The sequence below is a fragment of the Weizmannia sp. CD-2023 genome, assembly GCF_036225245.1.
GTDB classification, from domain to species: domain Bacteria; phylum Bacillota; class Bacilli; order Bacillales; family Bacillaceae_C; genus Weizmannia; species Weizmannia faecalis.
In genome coordinates this window covers 12,478-30,903 of record NZ_JARTJQ010000025.1, presented here as the reverse complement: position 1 = coordinate 30,903, position 18,426 = coordinate 12,478, and the positions used below count along the sequence as shown (strand labels likewise).

14 protein-coding genes and 1 pseudogene are annotated in these 18,426 nt (G+C 45.7%); 7 read left to right on the top strand and 8 right to left on the bottom strand.

Annotated features, from left to right (window positions below; all coding sequences use genetic code 11):
• Window positions 1–52: 52 nt before the first annotated feature.
• From P9687_RS02925 to P9687_RS02915, 3 genes are all read right to left on the bottom strand, one after another.
• The gene (locus P9687_RS02925) at window positions 53–625 is read right to left on the bottom strand and encodes an NADPH-dependent FMN reductase (RefSeq protein WP_035189874.1); all 573 of its coding nucleotides are present in this window, start codon (window positions 623–625) and stop codon (window positions 53–55) included.
• 264 nt (window positions 626–889) lie between these two features.
• Window positions 890–1,711, bottom strand: coding sequence for an aldo/keto reductase (locus tag P9687_RS02920; protein ID WP_035189875.1), 822 nt, complete (start codon window positions 1,709–1,711; stop codon window positions 890–892).
• Window positions 1,712–2,085: 374 nt separating this feature from the next.
• Window positions 2,086–2,835 carry an alpha/beta hydrolase gene (locus P9687_RS02915; RefSeq protein ID WP_035189876.1) on the bottom strand — a complete coding sequence of 250 codons (750 nt, stop codon included), beginning with the start codon at window positions 2,833–2,835 and terminating at the stop codon, window positions 2,086–2,088.
• Between the two features lie 149 nt (window positions 2,836–2,984).
• Here P9687_RS02915 and P9687_RS02910 point away from each other — a divergent pair, with 149 nt between their 5' ends.
• The 4 genes from P9687_RS02910 (at window position 2,985) to fbpA (ending at window position 7,596) form a co-directional block, all read left to right on the top strand.
• The gene (locus P9687_RS02910) at window positions 2,985–3,611 is read left to right on the top strand and encodes a spore coat protein (protein ID WP_017551032.1); all 627 of its coding nucleotides are present in this window, start codon (window positions 2,985–2,987) and stop codon (window positions 3,609–3,611) included.
• Window positions 3,612–4,324: 713 nt separating this feature from the next.
• On the top strand, window positions 4,325–6,418 hold the full coding sequence (locus P9687_RS02905; protein ID WP_328228862.1) for a class I SAM-dependent methyltransferase: 2,094 nt from the start codon (window positions 4,325–4,327) through the stop codon (window positions 6,416–6,418).
• A 185-nt stretch (window positions 6,419–6,603) separates the two neighbouring features.
• Window positions 6,604–7,368, top strand: coding sequence for an alpha/beta hydrolase (locus tag P9687_RS02900; RefSeq protein ID WP_014095963.1), 765 nt, complete (start codon window positions 6,604–6,606; stop codon window positions 7,366–7,368).
• A gap of 42 nt (window positions 7,369–7,410) precedes the next feature.
• Complete coding sequence (gene fbpA / locus P9687_RS02895) at window positions 7,411–7,596, top strand: Fur-regulated basic protein FbpA (RefSeq protein ID WP_014095964.1); 186 nt, start codon at window positions 7,411–7,413, stop codon at window positions 7,594–7,596.
• A gap of 308 nt (window positions 7,597–7,904) precedes the next feature.
• Here fbpA and P9687_RS02890 read toward each other — a convergent pair whose 3' ends face one another.
• From P9687_RS02890 to P9687_RS02870, 5 genes and pseudogenes are all read right to left on the bottom strand, one after another.
• A complete protein-coding gene (locus P9687_RS02890; protein ID WP_035189879.1) occupies window positions 7,905–8,684 on the bottom strand; it encodes a Cof-type HAD-IIB family hydrolase in 780 nt (259 codons plus the stop codon).
• Window positions 8,685–8,712: 28 nt separating this feature from the next.
• The gene (locus P9687_RS02885; RefSeq protein WP_014095966.1) at window positions 8,713–9,255 is read right to left on the bottom strand and encodes an SIS domain-containing protein; all 543 of its coding nucleotides are present in this window, start codon (window positions 9,253–9,255) and stop codon (window positions 8,713–8,715) included.
• A gap of 132 nt (window positions 9,256–9,387) precedes the next feature.
• Window positions 9,388–10,347 (bottom strand): LacI family DNA-binding transcriptional regulator, encoded by a 960-nt coding sequence (locus P9687_RS02880; protein ID WP_014095967.1) that lies wholly within the window; start codon window positions 10,345–10,347, stop codon window positions 9,388–9,390.
• Window positions 10,348–10,653: 306 nt separating this feature from the next.
• Window positions 10,654–12,044: pseudogene (locus P9687_RS02875) on the bottom strand (MFS transporter).
• Window positions 12,045–12,375: 331 nt separating this feature from the next.
• Window positions 12,376–13,437 carry an NAD(P)-dependent alcohol dehydrogenase gene (locus P9687_RS02870; protein WP_035182323.1) on the bottom strand — a complete coding sequence of 354 codons (1,062 nt, stop codon included), beginning with the start codon at window positions 13,435–13,437 and terminating at the stop codon, window positions 12,376–12,378.
• A 224-nt stretch (window positions 13,438–13,661) separates the two neighbouring features.
• Here P9687_RS02870 and P9687_RS02865 point away from each other — a divergent pair, with 224 nt between their 5' ends.
• The 3 genes from P9687_RS02865 to P9687_RS02855 all read left to right on the top strand — a co-directional run bounded on the left by P9687_RS02865 (window position 13,662) and on the right by P9687_RS02855 (window position 18,380).
• Window positions 13,662–16,181, top strand: a complete 2,520-nt coding sequence (locus tag P9687_RS02865; RefSeq protein ID WP_328228630.1) for a tetratricopeptide repeat protein — start codon at window positions 13,662–13,664, stop codon at window positions 16,179–16,181.
• A 300-nt stretch (window positions 16,182–16,481) separates the two neighbouring features.
• Window positions 16,482–17,633, top strand: coding sequence for a radical SAM/CxCxxxxC motif protein YfkAB (yfkAB, locus tag P9687_RS02860; protein ID WP_014095971.1), 1,152 nt, complete (start codon window positions 16,482–16,484; stop codon window positions 17,631–17,633).
• Window positions 17,634–17,783: 150 nt separating this feature from the next.
• On the top strand, window positions 17,784–18,380 hold the full coding sequence (locus tag P9687_RS02855) for a hypothetical protein (protein ID WP_035189883.1): 597 nt from the start codon (window positions 17,784–17,786) through the stop codon (window positions 18,378–18,380).
• Window positions 18,381–18,426 lie beyond the last annotated feature (46 nt).

Genomic DNA, 18,426 nt, shown 5'->3' with positions numbered 1-18,426 from the left:
GGACAGTTTTAGCTGTCCGCCCTTTTCTGAATCGTCCGGTACGTGCGCGGCTTTAATCGCGGGAGATGTACGCTGCTTCTTTTGCTTCTTTTATTTTTGCATACGTTTCCGTAAGCATGACGGTGTCCTCCACAAGCCGGCTGATGCGCAAGAGGACGTCTTCATTCACAATTTCTTTCTGGTAAAAATCTTTTTCCTCTATAAAAACATAAGACTGGACAATTTGTGCCCGCATGTAAGACAAAATCGGCTTGATCTGCTGCTCGGCAATCAAATAATGTTTCGGTGAGCCGGCCGTGACAATGATGCTTGCCACCTTATCCCGAAGTGATTTTTCGGGCAGCAGGTCAAACACATTTTTCAATGTCGCCGGAATCGATGCCTGGAAAACCGGCGTGCCGATGATAAGCGCATCCGCGTCCATGACAGTTTGCGCCACAAATTTGGTATCCCCTTCGTAATCCATATAATGGCGCCCGTCGCTGAACTGCACATCGTAATCCGCCAGATCAAGGAGCGTGACTTCCGCGTTTGGATATTTCCCACGGATCACGTTTACCGCGTAGTTCATCGCTGTTCTTGTTTTCGAGCCGACTCGCGAGCCCGAAAGTGCAACAATCTTCATTTATGCTCCCCCTGGTTCTTTGCTGTATATTTTTCAATGCCGGTAAAAAGTCCGCCGATTTCTCTATTTTTTCAAACAGCCTGTGCCGGCCGGGATTGACAGACTGCCGGCGTTATTGCTGTTATACCTTTTCTGTAAACTGCTGCTTTGTTCTTTTGTAACTATTATAATATGAAAAAAGAACGGTTGCACTTAATCGCGCTTCGGAATCGGCTCCGGTACATTTCAAAAGGCTGTCCAAATGAACAGCCTTTTTCTTTCCATTTATTTTTCTGTCTCTTTCAACTGATCGAGATATTGCATGTCTTCACTGGAAATTTCAAAGTCTACGTCCGCATTTTGCAGGATAAATGCCTCATGCGTCGATTTTGGGAGTGGCAGCACGCCTTTTTGCAAGCAGTAACGGATGCAAACTTGCGGAAGTGTTTTGCCGTATTTGTCTGCAATTTTTTGTATCTCGGCGTTTTCCAGAATTTTTCCTGTGGCAAGCGGCGAATAGGCCTCAACGAGAATGCCATTGTCCTGGCAGAATGCTGTCACATCTTCCTGTGTATGTCCAATGAAGTAACGGATTTGATTGACCATCGGCTTGATTTTTGCATTTTCCATCACGGCTTTCAGGTCGGAAACGCTGAAATTGGAAACGCCAATTGCCCGGCAGCGCCCGCTTTCATAGATTTCCTCCATCGCTTTCCAAACTTCAATATTTTCTTTCGTATAATCGGCCCCCTTTTCGCTCCATGGCCACGGGGCATGAATCAGATAAAGGTCGAGCTGCTCAAGGCCAAGATTTTCCATTGTTTCGTCAAATGTTTTCAGCGCTTTGTCATACGACTTGATTTCCGCCGGCAGCTTGGACGTGACAAAAATGTCGCGCCGGTTAATGCCGGAATCCCGCACTGCTTTGCCGACACTTTCTTCATTATGGTAAGCATAGGCGGTATCAATGTGGCGATAGCCGTTTTTTAAAGCAAAAGATACGGCATGGTAAGTGGTTTCGCCATTCGGGACTTGCCATGTACCAAGGCCGATTTTCGGGATCCCCACCCCATTTTCCAATACAAAAGTTTCATGTAAACTTGACATGTGCATTCCTCCCAATTTTACAAAAATGGTTTATAATACAGCATCGGCCGTTTTGGTTTCAGCCTATGTGTAGGAACAGCGCATTTTTTCCTCGCTTCCTTCACGTAGACGCACTCTATGTTAAGGAACAAGGCATTTTTTTCATGCTTCCTTCACGTAGACGCCTTCTATGTTAAGGAACAACACCTTTTTTCCTCGCTTCCTTCACGTAGACGCACTCTACGTGAAGGAACATCGATTTTTGCGCCAGCTTTCTTTACATAGACGGACTCTGCGCGCGTGGTAAAGTCCCAAAAACATGAAACTTCTGATTTTCTTGTACCCTTTTTCGAGCCATCAAGAACCGTTTTCCCGGCTGGTCAAATTCTCCGCAATCAGCCATTAGCCGAAAACTGGCCGAGCACTTTATGAAGCCAGGAAACGCTCAGGCCAAACCATTGTGCAACATCTGCATCCACATTTGCTTTTAATCCGTTTGAAGTATGGGGTTTGGCGAGCGACAGCCCGTGCTTGCCTTTTTGAAAAATATGCGACTCGAATGGAATGCCGTGCACATTCAACGCCTGCAAGAAGGCAATCGAGTTTTCAATCGGCACGGTTTGGTCTTCAAAAGTTGAAAACAGAAAGACCGGCGGCGTTTCGGCAGTCACTTCCTTGTCAACAGACGGCACCGGAAAAGCAAGGCTTTCGCTCATCGAATCCAAAATACATGGGTAGCCTAAAATCAAGGCATTAGGCTTATTTTTTCCGATCGTACCAAGTGCAGCGGCAAGATGCCCTCCTGCAGAAAAACCGGCAACCGCAATTTTTTCAGGGTCGGTATGCCAGTCTTCCGCATGCGCGCGGATCATCGCAATCGCTTCTTCCGCATCTTGTAAAGCCGCTTCAAACCGGAATGTTTCCCCGACCGAGTAGCGAAGTACAAACGCGTTGAATCCTTCCGCCAAATATGCCATCGCAACCGGTTCAGCTTCCCTGTCCGAAGTAAACCGGTAGGCGCCACCGGGAAAAATAAGCACAACCGGGCGCGCCTCGATATTGCTGAACTCAGGGGATCCATCCAGTACGTACGCCGTCAGTTCAGCATTCTGATGCGCCTTTAAATGTAAAGTTTCTGTCTTCACAACGCTCTCCTCCTTCTGCCCATTTCCGGGACGGCTTTATTTTTACAGTAGCACCGGAAATTACAAAAAACAATGAAAACGTTTCTGTATATCCTGCCCCGTTTAAAACAAAATAAGGTTGGTTTTAAAAATGAAGTGGAGGTTGAATCATGAAATTAGCCGCACATGAACTGTACGATTTAAATGAACTGGCGATGAGCTGTGTCAACTCGATTACGAACATGGCATATATGCTCCAGCATGTCCAGGATCCGGCGTTCAAAAAAATTCTTGAAAAACATTTTCCGCTCCATATCCGGGACTACAACATGAAAGTCGAATTTTTAAACAAAGCTGAAGGGGCAAAAAAAGAATTGCCGTTGTTAAAAGAAAACCAAGAGATTTCCAACATGGCACTGCAAATGGCCCCACCGGCTGTCCCTGTCCAGCCGCGGACGATGGTTGAAGATATGAACGACCGCGAAATGGCAACTGCGTATCTGTTAACGCTGAAACGGGCCGGGCGTGAATATGCATGGGCGGCGATGGACATGGCAAATCCTGAAATCCGATCGTTTTGCCAGACTGCCTTTATGATGAGCTGCGCCCACGCCTATGACATGTGGCAGTATATGGCATCGAAAGGCTACTATCCGGTTGACCAGGCAGAATCTGTGGATACGGCAAAAATCGGCGCCATGTACCAGGTTGTTCCGGAAAACCAGCCGCAAATCCAGCAGTACATGGCACAGTCCCAGAATCCGACTGCCGGAGACAGCGGGCAATTGTATCAATAATGGTTTTACTCCAGTAAGCCCGAGGGTATCAGTGATTAGCCTATTGCGGAAGCAGCTGCTTCTGCAATAGGTTTATTTTTCTATCATTTAAAACTAACTTACGTAACAAAAAGAAGAGAAGGTATTGAACTACTCTGCACAATGGAATGCCTATGAATGCCGGGCTGCATTTGATCCGGCTGATGACCGTTTCACATTTATCGAGAATGGCGTACAAAAGCTTTTTGGCTGGTCCAGAGGGGCCGGTGTTACAGCGATTTGCGCAGATGCTGGAAAAAACGCCGCACGGACATACATTCGGAAAAATGATTTCATCTCTAAGCCGATTCCTTGAACTCCTCCCCTTTTCCCGGCCATAATGTGTTTGCGGAGCTTTTGTCCAATTGGAACGCTTAACTGGACAAATCTTCAGGGGCGCACGGGGCTTTTGTCTAATTAGAACCGCTAACAGGACAGTCCTACACTGCCGCACGGCGCTTTTATCCAATTAGAACCGCTAACGGGACAGTTCTTCCGCGGCAGCAGGAGCTTTTGTCCAATTAGAGCAGCCAACGAGACTGTTCCACGCGGGCTGCCAGCGCTTTTGTCCAATTAGATCGGCTAACGGGACAGTTCTACTCCGGCCGAGTCAAGTGCTGGTTATTGTGTAAATTGCATTTGGGGCTGTGCATGGCAGTCCCTGTTTTTCATCAAAAACGAAGGGAATGGCTGATTTGTTATCTTCACTGAAACTGATCGCAAAAGCAAAAGCGGGAAATACGGATATTCTCCACGAACATAAATGGCTTTCATACTTGTACCGTACAGACGAAAAAAATGTGAACCTCGAACAAGTCGAATCATTGGAAAACCTTGAACCGAATCCGGTCCTGCACTATGTTGAAAAAACGCTAGCCATATTGGACCGCTGTTATGCAGACTTGCCCGCATCTGAAAAAGAAATCATTGAGGAAGTTTTAAGATGGAGCGAGGTGGCAAAATGCGGGTCTGCCCAAAAGCGGGAAGAATGGCGCAGGCGCGGTTTTCAATTGCGTATCCATAATATCGGATCAGCGCGGATTTATGCCCATGAACAAATGGCGGTTCCATTCGGGCAGCGTCATTTGCAAAAAGAAGACCTGATCTATACGCTCATCCTGACCCACGGCCTTGTCGGGCAGTTTATCAGGGGAGAAGTCCGCTACCGCCAGCTGTATCCTCTAATTGATTGGATCCAAAGCCACCGGTCATCTTTAAAATGGGATATCAAACGCATTTTGCTTGCCCTCAATCACTGTATTATTGAAGGGGTATCCCCCGCTATATGGGAAAAAGTCCGTGCAGAAACTTCACAAATCACAAGCTGGATTGCCGCGGGAGAAAAAAGCCGGGAGCATTCCCTTAAAGAACGGCTCAGACGATTAAGAGAATGTTCCATCCAAAAAGGCGAGGACTTTGAGGCTTTATACACAAAATGGTTCAGCAACCGGGAACTTGCCAGTATGTTTCACTTACTTTTCCAGAAAACGGATATTTGGTATGTGGAATCCGCACTGCAGGATTTTTCTTTTGAAGAATTCCTGAAAATTTTTCTTCTCGTCTATCAGAAAACAAACCTGCTTACCGTTGAGCAAATCAGTTTTGAGCCGTTGATGAAAGATATCTATTATGATTACAAAGGGAAAAAATCGGTTAATTTGTATAAAAAAAGAATTATAGAAGCGTATTTAAAAGCTTGTCCGCTAGCAGGCCTGATCAGCGGAGATACGCAGCCGAACGAACATGTTACGCTTGAACTCATTCCATTCGATTCATTGGGCAGTACAACCGGCGTCAATTTTACTTTTTCCAAACCTGGGGAAAAGCTCATCGCATTTTGCCAGGAAGCAGAAAAGTCCCCTCTCTATGAACGTTCCATACTCTTGTTGTACGATTTTTTCGGATTCCGTAAAGATGCGTTTGACAGGCTGCAAAATGAACAGCATTATTTGGCAGACATGAACAATGCCGAAGACCATAAAAAGATCATCGCAGACTTTGCAAAAGGAACGGTCATGATTGATGTTGGCGCAGGGGGCGGGATCATGCTCGATCTCCTGTCCGAAAAGCACCCGGATGCCGACATTACGGGGATCGATATTTCGACCAATGTCATTCAAGAACTGGAGAGAAAAAAGGTCCGTGAACGGAAAAGCTGGAAGGTGAAACAGGCAGATGCGCTCAAACTTTCATCTTATTTTGAGTTAGAGAGCGCTGATACAATTATATTTTCATCTATTTTGCATGAAATGTATTCCTATATCCCTTTTCACGGCCGGACATATAACCCGGATGTCGTAAAAGCGGCTTTAAAAAGCGCCTTTGCCGTGCTGAAACCGGGTGGGCGCATGATCATCCGCGACGGCATTATGACGGAGCCAAAAGACCTGATCCGGTTATTAGCATTCCGCGATCCGGACGGCTTCCGCTTTTTCACTAGATATGTTGAAGATTTTAAAGGCAGAAAAATTGATTACGAGATTACAGAGGATAATAAGATCAAACTCCCGGTAAATGACCTGATGGAATTTCTATATACTTATACATGGGGGGAGGAAGCTTATCCACATGAAGTCCAGGAACAATTCGGATACTTCACCCCATCTGAATATCTGAAAGTGATTGAAGAAACGCTCGGCAGCAGGGCAAACATCATTTGTTTCCGCCACTATCTTCAAGAAGGCTACAGCACGCACCTGCTTCCGAAAGTCAAAGTAATGGACGAGAGCGGAAAAGAAACCGCACTCCCGGACAGCACCTGTTTCATTGTCATTGAAAAGGCGGAATAAGCCTTCATCCGGACTGCTCCGTGAGAAGAGGCTGTTACAAGCAGCCTCTTTGCATCCTTCTGTTTTTTACCTAACCTATTCCATTTTACCGATAAAACATACTTTACAACTAGGATTAATTGGTTTAAAATTATGTTAACATTTTAAATTCACTGACCATATAAATGTTAGGAAGGAGCTTTTTTATGCATGAATACTATCCCGTTCTTTCGGGTGCAGAATCCTTTTTTATAAAAGGAAATGAAATTGGCATTCTCATCTCGCATGGATTCAACGGCACCCCGCAGAGCGTCCGCTTTTTGGGAGAGGCACTGGCATCGGACGGGTTTACGGTTTGCGCGCCAAGATTAAAGGGACACGGGACGCATATCCTGGACATGGAACGCTGCACTTACAAAGACTGGATTGCTAGCCTTGAAGAAGGTTATCAGCTGCTGAAACGGCATTGCCATGATATTTTTGTTATTGGCCAGTCAATGGGTGGCACACTGGCTTTGCATCTCGCGGAAAAACACCCGGATATCCGGGGAATAGTGTGTATCAACGCGGCTATCCAAAGCATTCCTGAACTGGAAAAATGCCTGGCGAAAGGACGGTTTATTCAAGAGGGCCCGCCGGATATTAAAGCAGCGGGCGTGCATGAAATTTCATATGAAAAAGTGCCGGTGGCTTCCATCCGTGAGCTTCTGTCCGTGATGTGGGAAACGCGGGAAAACCTCTCCGCCATCCATTGCCCCGCACTTTTGTTCCAATCAACAGAAGACCATGTCGTGCCTCCTGAAAATACAGAGTATATTGCCGCACATATTCATGCCAGCCGGAAAAAAATCGTACCGCTCCGCAACTCTTATCATGTCGCAACAATGGATCATGAAAAAGAATGGATTGCGGCCCAATGTTCATTATTTGTTCAAGAAATTGCGCATATCGAAACCCGTACGGAAATATGATGAGTTTTAAATCATGCTCCAAAAGAATGGGAGGATGCTCATTTGAAAAATTTTCTACGGCACGCGATAGAGAAAAAACGGCAATATTTGATAGAACAGCTGATTGCTCTTGGCGCCTATCAGGAAGATGACAAGCAGCTTTTCACCCTGACATTGACGGAACTTGAAACAGAATATGCATACTTCAGCAAAATCAGCCAAGAAAAAGAAGCGTCCGGAAGAGAATAGTTTTGCCGGCGCTTCTTTTTTGTGTATTTTTTTAAATGCCCAAAAACGGCATAGACGTTCCTGCCACAGTAAACGTGACACCTTTATTTAGGGCTTGCTGAACGAATCCAATTCTGAGTTTGTCTGCAAGCTCTGTCTCAAAATATAGCAGAATTCTTTTGCAGAAATGGGTGATTTTATCTGATTTGGCTTACGAGTGCAAGCTTTTCACCGGATTTGTTGTAAAACTAGCATTTAAATGGTTGCCAAAGCTGTCAGCATCCTTGCCAAATCTAAGCAGTTTGCTTATTCAGCTAGCTCTGTACAGGTTATAACAGCCCTACAATTTGCAGACCGTGGGGAATGCCCATGTCTTCCACCGATTTTGTAATGTATTTGGCGGCAGCCTTTACCTTTTCTTCCGCATTTCCCATTGCCACACTGTTTTTAATCATGGACAGCATTTTAATATCATTTAACCCGTCGCCAAATGCATATTGGCGTTCTGGAGGAAAGCCCAATTTTTCAACAATCTTTTCAATTCCTCTCGCTTTTGACCCGCCTTTTGGCAAAACATCGACGGAAAGCGGATGCCAGCGAATAAATTCAAAATCCGGAAACGCCTGTTCATACTGTTTCTCTTCCCCTTCTGAACAGAACAGGAGCGCCTGGTACAATTCACGCCCTTTATAATAATGCGGGTCATACGCAGGCAACCGGCCAATTTTCAAAGACGTAATGCTTTTTTCAATATCCTCGTGGTTTGGCACATTGGCCTTCATGTCTTCATGGTCCATGTAGACAAGCGGATGCTGGTGGGAAAGGGCATATGCAGTCAATTCTTCAAGCGATTGCCTGTTTAACGGATTTTTAAACAATACCTCTCCGTTCATAACAACATATTGCCCGTTATAACTTACAAAAGTATCCATCCCGAGTTCCTTCCGCAAATCTTCAAACATAAACGGGGCCCTGCCCGTTGCAATGGCTGTGACATGGCCATCGCTTTTCAGCTTATCTATCGCTTTTTTGGTTGTGACAGGCAGCTTCTTCTCATGTGTCAGCAAAGTCCCGTCGATATCAAAAAAAATCACGCTTTTTTGCTTCATATTCTTCATAATCCTTTCCCGTTCTATTTCAAGCATACTCATTTTCAGGATGCCGTTTTTTCATTAAAGATGCTGTAATGACATCATAAATCAAAAAACTCAGCAGTTCAAATAAGGTTCCGATTCTATCCGGGGTGAGGCCGGCCTGTTTTATGCTTTCAAATTCAGACGATTCGTCCGGCAACAAGACCGTCACATCCGCCATTTTTGCAAGGGTTGATGCGGGAGAAGCCGTGATGGCCACAATGTTTATACCGTGGAGCTTGGCTTTTCGGGCGGCATTCAATAAAACGGGATTTTCTCCTGATTTTGAGCTGAACAAGATGGTATCCCCTTTTTTAGGAACAGGGGAAATTAAGTCGCCAATCATCCCAACCCGGAACCCCAAATGGACCAGCCTGTTGGCAAAGACACGGAGGATCATTTCCGAACAGCCCGTTCCTGCCAAAAACAAACGATTCGACCGACCAATCACCTCTACAACCTGCTCTAATGGTTGATCGTCTACTTTACTGCACAAACTGGCATACAGTTCTAAAACCATGGCCTTTGCATCTTCCAGTATATTCACTTTTCTCCCTCCCCGTTTGATAAAGCACAAGCATCCCTTTTGCGGCACTGCTGCAGACGCCGTTTTTGTTTTGGCAGGCTGAGGTTGGCCGGGCTTTACACGCGGCAGGACGAAACTTCCCAGCCTATATCCCTATACCGTACCTCTTTCAATGAGTGTTGCTGAGATTTCCTTGTTTTTAATTTCCTTTGTCAAAACCTGGTGGACAAGGTTCCGGCCCATTTCAACAAGCGGAATATCTATCGTTGTAATATTCAGCATTCCGGCAATCGGTTCATTGTCAAATCCGATGATCGCCAACTCATCCGGAATAGAAATTTGCTGTTTGTTGCAACTGATGACAATCCCCGCTGCAACCTGGTCGCTTGTTACAAGCAATGCCGAAGGAGGCGGGTCCATTTCTTTTACCCGGCTCAAAACCCTTTCTCCATCCTCATAGTCGTAGCATTGGTCAAAAATATATTCCGGATGGTGCGGCAAATGGTATTTTTCATGGAAATCCCAATAGGCTTTATCGCGATTCCGGCTGTTGGTGCCGGATTTCCTGCCGATGCAATACCCGATTTTCGTATGGCCTTTCCGGTACAAAAATTCCAGTGCATCCATAAAAATTTTATAGTGGTCAATATAGGTTGACGATATTTCGCCGCCTTTTACACATTCACAAAGCGCAATCGGCCCGAATGGCAAGTATTCTTCAATTTTGCGCATACTGCAGGCGCGCGAACAAATGATTAAACCGTCAATTTGCTTTTGTTGCAGCATTTGTAAGGCTTCCGTTTCCCTGCTTTCCATATAGTCTGTTTGAAACAAAAGCAGTTTATGGTTATACTCCAGCGCCTGCTTTGCGATCCCTTTCAATAAAAGGGCAAAATAAGGATGATCTGTAAATGGCAACACGACCCCGATCAATTTTGTTTTCCCTTTACTTAAATGGACGGCATTGATGTTTTTATGATACCGGGTCGCTTTCACCGCTTTTAAAACAGCGTTCTTTTTTTCTTCACTCACATACGGATGATTGTTCAGCACACGGGAGACGGTCGTCACAGACACGCCGGCCATTTTCGCCAAGTCTCTAATATTTGTCATAACCTCACCTATTAAAACACTTGCGATTTTTCAGCAGGCATCCATGCTTTAGGATGGAAGTGTTTAAACCAAGCCCCTGCCAGCAGGCTCATTTTTATGTATTTATAGTGTAAATGATGAAACGCATTTCATGTCAATTTTTATTTTTGCAAAATCCGTTTCGATGTTGAAACAGAAAAGCGCCGGTGAAGATGTGGACATGCAAAAAAGGGCTGGTTGCTGCAGCCCTCCCGTTTTACCGGGGAAAAGGGGACCGGCATCCCGGCCGGCCCCTTGATCTGTTCAAAAACCCCCGTACATGCGGTTTCATCTTCTCTGCTCCAGTTCCTTCATCATCTTCTTGTATCTGTTTTCTGTAATCGGATAAAAGCTGATCAGCAAAACAGACAGCAGGATGAAAATGCCAGGGATGATGGCATTCATGTCCTTAATCGCTTGAAGGGATGAAACGGACTGGGCTACATTTGGAACATAGCCGGCCTTGTTTAAAAAGAACGCTGAAAACGAACCGGCGAGCGCAACACCCAGTTTATTGGTAAAACTCATACTCGAAATCACCACACCGTCTGCGCGGATTCCCGTTTTCCACTCTGCATAGTCCACACAATCCGCAAGCATCCCCCATGCGAGCGTGTTCAGCGGGGTGGTAAAAAACCCGGAAACAAACAGTAAAAACAAAATCAGTGGAATGGAGGAATATGCTGTAAATTGCAAGCCGACATAAGAAATCAGGGAAAGGGCTGCCGAAATCATCATGACGTTCTTCCTGTCCCATTTTTTGGACAGGCTGGGGATGAAGATATTGCTGATCAGCGCAGCACCAAAAAATAACAGCGTCCCCATAAACACCAAATCTTTGCGGTGGACATTATAGGTGAAGTAGTAAACCATTGTCGTCAATTTAATGTTAAAACCGACGGCAAAAGCCAGGAAAGAAGAAGCCAGGATGAGCAAAGGTTTATTTCGGATCAAGACGGCCAATGTTTTCTTTACACCGTGTTTTTTTCTGGTTTTATAGCGACCCTCTCCCGCACTGTCAGGAAACTGATCAAATTTAATGCAAAGCTTGCGGCCGCATAAACAAGCGCCGTGAGTTGAAATCCTTTTGCCTGGTCATCGCCGCCGAAATATTGGGCAAGCGGTGTTGCACAAGATATGGAGAGAAGAATTCCGATATAGACCAAAATCATCCTGATCGTTGTCAATAATGTCCGTTCCTGTAAATTGTCCGTCATTCTTGCAGTCAGGCTGTTTACCGGTATCGTCTGCATGCTGAATGACATCCCGAGCAAAATATAGGTCACGTATGCATAAATTCTGTTGCCCGCCACACTAAAATGGGGCGTTGTAAAACATAAAAAAGTAAACAAAGCAAGAGGAACTGCCGCCCATAATAAGTACGGCCGGGCTTTCCCCCATCTGCTCTTTGTCTTATCCATAATGACGCCCATCACCGGGTCAAAAACGGCATCCAAAACGCGCACAACAAGGAACAAAGTGCCAATGATAGCAGGTGAAATCCCGTCCACATCGGTATAATAGAATAACAGATAGGCGTTTACGAACTGGAAAATAATATTATAAGACATATCCCCGAGCCCGTAACCGATTCGTTCCGTCCAAGACAACCTGCCGCCGGAAGCGCTCTTTTGATTTTCCGCTGCATGGAATCGTACTGTTTTATCAGAAACCAACATAGGTGATACCTCCGAATGCGTTTTCAATGATTCGTTCATTCAACTGCCTGCAGAAAAACAGACATTTTGTACCGGCTTTTCCTTCAAACATGCAAATGGATGATGGATGCGGGTGGCTTGAAATTCATCGGCCAGCCCGCATCATCCTCCCCATTCTATGATTCGTGTGACATCCTACAGGCCATCATGATTTCGATCCTATTTTTCCGGTGAAACCCATCCGGCCCGCGCATGTAGATTGCAACCATTTTCTATAAAATGAACGAATGATACTACCCTTTTCCTAAATAGGGATGCCTCGCTCTTGTTATAAATGAACGGCTCAGTATTTTCAGTTGTTCGGATAAACCATGACTTTCAGGCATTCGTTCTTGAAATTCAGTGCGCGTTCCATCGCCTGATAAGTATCTTCCAAGGCATATTGATCCGTCACCAGTTTTTTCACATCCGCGATGCCGGAAGCCAAAAATTTTATGCCTTTTGGATACGTATTCGCATAACGGAAAACACCGTAAATATCAATTTCATTATCCGCGATAAATGGGACGTTCAACGGAATTTCATTTTGAGCCGGTAAACCGACAATGGCCAGCTTCCCGCCGCGGCGTACAGATGCAAGCGCTGATTGGAGCGCTGCTGGATTACCTGCTGTTTCCCAAGCAACATCAACCCCCTTGCCATTGGTGATGTCTTGAATTGCTTCATAAGGATCTTGTTCGCGAATATTGATCGCATAGGTAGCGCCCATTTCTTTTGCCGCTTCAAGCCGCAATGGTTCCAAGTCCGTTACAATAATGTTCGACGCTCCGAAGGCCCTCGCTGCCACAACAGCCATTAAACCGACCGGACCCATTCCCATAATCGCTACGGTCGATCCCGGTTGCAGTTTTGTTCTTGTGGCTGCGTGAATGCCAACGGAAAAAGGTTCAACAAGAGAAGCCTCTTCATAAGAAAGCGCATCCGGAATGGCGAACACAAAGTCTTCTCGCATTTTAATATATTGGCAAAAGGCACCATCTACAGGAGGGGTTGCCAAAAATTGGACATGTGGGCAAAGATTGTAACGCCCTTCTTTACATGCTTCACAATGCCCGCAAGTGACACCTGGCTCAACAGCGACTCTGTCCCCTACTTTAAAATGGCGGACTTTTGAACCAACTGCTGCAATTTCCCCTGCACATTCATGCCCGAGAATAAACGGCTTGTCCACTACATATTTTCCAATTCTGCCCGTTTCGTAATAATGTAAATCCGAACCGCAAATGCCGACCGCCATGACTTTAATTAAAACTTCATTTTCTTCAATTTGCGGAACAGGCAATGTCTCAATCGAAATATTTCGTGTCCCGTGCATCACTGCTGCTTTCATTGTTTCAGGTATATGGTTTGTCATCTTCAAAGTCCCTCTCTTTGAAAAACTGGATTTCCGGAATATACCGTGATGAAAGTGCATTCATTTTGGCATATTCTGTTTTCACTATTTTTATCATACAAAACGGATGAAAGGGGAACCAGCTATTGTTGCTGTATAAAAGGACAGCCGCACTGTATGTTTTATGCTTAAATTTTAGACTTCGGTTATTATATTGATAAAATATAGGAAAGGAGGTGAGGTCCTTGGCCGAACTTGAAAACCAAAAAAAGTTTTCCAGTCTGCTATCTTCCGGTGTTAAAGCTTTAAAACAGCACCCGGATTACAAGACAAATAGAGAAGCCGGCAACAAAACCGGGCAATCTTACATGGAAAAAATCGCATACAAACTAGGTGTATCCCCTAACACCGTTAAAAGCTGGATCGGCCAAATGGGATCGAAGTATATTCCGGGCCGGATCGAGGATGCCAAACTGTTCGGCATCATCTGGCTCATTCTTGAAAAAGGATGCATGAATGTAACGTGGTTCATGGAATTGCTGGAAACCACTTCCATCCCTGTCATCGAACCGGCATTGCCGGCATGGGTGGCGTCCTGCCTTAAAAAAGCAAAAACGATGAACGATAACGGGACAATCGGTACACCCCCGCCTGAGGAAATCAATATGGTCATCACCCGTCTGTTTGGAAACGCCGCTGTGCTTGAAAGCGAAGAGAAAAACAAATTTTCCGCGCACAACCTGCCCGCACGCTGGTCAGGGCGCTTTATTGGTAGAAAATCAGATTTACAAGCCATCTATCACTGGCTTCTTTCCCCTTCGCCTGTTTGTTCCATTACAGGGTGGGCCGGCGTGGGAAAAACGACGCTCGCCCTTGAAGCCGCTTATGCTTGTGCAGGGGAACCGGGTGAAGAAGCGGCAAATGTCTCTGATAAGTGGCCCGCGTTTCACTGCATCATTTGGTTCAGCACCCATTTAACAGGGTTAAGTTTCAATGATTTTTTAAATACAATCGCTTACCAGCTTGGACTGACAGAACAAATCGATAAACCCGTCATGGAAAAACGTTTTGCAGTGCGGCATGCTTTACAGCTTTTTTCCAGGGAACAGCCGATACTGCTTATTGTGGATAGTATGGACGCCGCTGAAAAAGAGGTGCTTGAATTCATTATCAACCTCCCTCAAGGCGTAAAAGCAATGCTGACTTCCCGTGAAAACTACAATCAAGATTATAAAGACGCTTTTCAAAATTTCACAATTGTCAAGTTAAAGGGATTAAACGAAAAAGAGGCACTTTCATATTTGTCATTTGTCATCCGCGAACATTTGCAAACCGGCAGTGCACCTAACCAGGAAGAGTTGCGGCATCTGACACCGGAGATGCAGGCAAAGCTGATCAAAGCGGCCGCCGGGAATCCAAAAGCGCTGTCCCTCTGTATTGCCTATATCAGCGACGGCGGCATTCCGGCAGAACAACTCATTCAGGAAATCGAAAGCGCCGGGTATTCATTACTGGAGTTATTTGAATTTCTTTTCGGGAGAACATGGAAGCGCATCGATGAAGCAGCCCGCCGTTTATGGCAGGTGCTCTGTTTTTTTGAAAAGCCGCCCGTTGAAGCTGCCTGGGCCGCAGCGGCAGGATTAGATGCCAGGGGCTTTTATGCAGCAGTTGAACAAATGCGGAATTATGCGCTGATCCATCCTGACCGGACAGACGGAAAATTGCGCTACCCCGCGCATCAAACCGTGATTGCTTACGGTGAACAGCACTTGTCGGAAAACCGGCAGCTGGAAAAAGAGGCGCGAAAACGATGGGCTCGCTATTATATCCATTTTTTGGATACCCATTTAAAACGGGAACAGCCCAATATATTCTATTGGCGCTATCTGCTTGGCCGGGATCTCGATGATCTGAAGCAGGAATGGACGAACATTCGCAAGGTAATGGAATGGGCCAGCCAATCAGACGAAAAGGAAATATTGATTGAATTCGTAGTTCGTACCAGCCATTTCTTAAGCAGGGTCAATCTGCCTTTACGGGTCGAATACGGGCGAAAAGCAGCTGATTTTGCTGCTGCACTAGACAAAAGCATGCTCGAAGCTTTCTTTCGGATTGATACGGTTGGATGGGCGCTGATGGAAATGAATGAGCTTGAAGAGGCGCTCATACAAATTGATGCCGGGCTAAAGCGGCTATCCGGCCTGGATGCTGGCAATGAGGATACCCGCGACTTGATGGTCTGGGGGCATGCCTTAAAATCAAGGGTGCTTCTCAAAGCGGGCGACCCCGATCAGGCAGAGGCCATTCTTAGCAAAGTCATTCCGGTCCCATCCACCCCGATGATCAGGCACCGTGTTTTATTGGTCCAGGGCGATTTATATTTGGAACGGAAAAAATACAAAGAGGCCATCCGTGCATATGAAGCTGCAAATCAAATCAGCCATGCTTACGGCGGGGAAAAGACGATTGAAGCCTATTTTAATCTCGGCATCGCATACGTGGAAAATCAGCAGTTTGAAAAAGCGGCGGCGGCATTTGAAAAGATGCTTTATCAAAAAAATAAAGCCAACCCGATTGAGTTAATGTACTATCACTACGGCATGGCCAGATTATTTGCCAAAAAAGGCGATTTGGAATACGCCCTTTATTCCAGTCAGGAAGCCCTTCATCTCGCTGCGTCATGGGAACAAAACATCAGCATCCGCGATGAAACAGAAAAATTCAATCAGTTTATAAAGAAAAAAATCCAATATCAAAACGGATGAATGGCGTCGGTCTAGGTGCCCGTGCCATAACGAGCCTTGCATCAGAGAAAAATGACAAACAGCCGGCGCAACTTTTCAACACAGACGTCACTGCTTTAGCGAAGGCAGCATACCGTACTTTTTACGAAAAACACCCGGAGCCCAGGAAATGGAATCTGCGAAAAAAGAAACAGGCTGCATGTTATAATGAACCATGGCATATATAGGAAAAAAGCAGAAAAAGGAGGGGCCTGCCGTTTGGAGGTGGAATCATGCGCAAAGCAGGCGCCCGGATTGACTTTTTGAAAAAGGAGCACAAACATGTTAAAAGAAGAAACACAACGAAGCATTACGCCTGAATACGATCCGTGGGAAGCATACATGGACATCACGACGCACGGCAAACTGACTTTGTCGAATATTGAATTCACAACGACCACTTTATGCAATATGCGCTGCGAACATTGTGCGGTCGGTTACACGCTGCAGCCAAAAGATCCGGATGCGCTGCCGCTTGATCTGCTGCTCAGGCGGCTGGATGAAATCAGCACACTGCGCTGCATCAGCATTACCGGCGGCGAGCCGATGCTGTCAACCAAATCTGTTGAAAATTACGTTCTGCCGCTGTTACAATATGCGCATGAAAGAGGGATTCGCACCCAAATCAATTCCAACTTAACAATGAAACTCGAAAAATATGTGCAAATTGCGCCTTATCTCGATGTGCTGCACATTTCCCACAACTGGGGAACTGTCCGTGATTATATTGACGGCGGGTTTGCCAACATGCGGATCAAGCCAAGCGATCAGCACGGTGAAAAATTGTTCAGGCGTATCGTGGAAAACAGCCGCGCCTTGTCGGAGATGGGCGTGATGGTTTCTGCGGAAACGATGTTAAACAAGCGCACATTGCCTTATATGGAACAAATCCATCATCAAATTGTCGAAGAAATGAAATGTGCAAGGCACGAAATTCACCCAATGTACCCAAGCGATTTTGCTGCTGATCTTGAAGTGCTCAGCTTGGATGAAATTCGAGAAGCCATCCACCATTTGCTCGATATCCGTGATGAAAGCGTGTGGATGCTGTTTGGCACGCTGCCATTTTATCCGTGCAGCCCTAATCCAGAAGACCAGGCCTTATTGAAAAGATTGTACGAAAGCAAAAATGTGACCCTCCGCAATGATCCGGACGGCCGCTCCCGCCTGAATGTCAATATTTTTACGGGTGATGTGATTGTCACGGATTTTGGCGATACACCACCGCTTGGCAATATCCAGCATGACAGGCTGCCCGACGTCTTTGAAAAATGGCTCGAAACACCCATTGCAAAATCGCTGAATTGCCATTGCCCGCAAGTCAAATGTCTCGGACCGAACATTTTAGTCAAAAATGCTTACTATAAAAATATTGATTTTACCCAACGAAAAGCAGTCATCGACATGCAGGGCGCCTCTTCCAGGATGGGCTAAAAATGGCAGAAGCATGGGGTGCGCCTGCCCCATGCTTTCTCGTAATCTCAACTACTTTTATCCTGGTTATTTTCATTCTAATGCGTTACAATACGCAACAAAGATGATTGGATGTAGCATAAAATGACTTTTGATCAGGAGGGAATAAAATTGGGTTGGTTTATCGGGATTATCATTATTATCTTGCTCGTGTATTTTTTAATCATCCGTCCTTTGATCGAGCGGAACCGCCCGCAAATCATTGAACCGCGAAGAAGCATTTACAATGGGGATGCCTATGACCCGCACCCGGAGCAAACCGGATGGAACGATGGGGGTAATGCCGGAATCGGCCGGTTTGGCATGTTTGCCGGCGGGATGGCAACAGGTGCATTGCTGACGTATTTACTGGAACAGGGCAGAATCGGTTTAGACCAGTTCGAGCATTTTCAAAATCTTGATGGCAACGATCTGTTGCAAGAACTGGAAGAGCAAAATATTTTACAACAGGATGAGATTGACCATCTCCAGGATACTTTAAGCAACTTTGAAGACAACGGCCATGACGGTCATGACGACGGAAATCATGGAGACCACGACCAGCAAGATACCGGTTTTGATTTGGCTCATTTCAGTTCCCATGAGGATCATGACGCACATGACAACGACCAGCAAGACGCCGGATTCGATCTGGCTGATTTCAGTTCCAATGATGACAATGACTTTGGCGGATGGGATAGCGGATCGGATGACAATAACTGGCTGTAAGCATATAAACAGAACAGGTGCCGCAACCAAAAGCAGATGCAAGTTA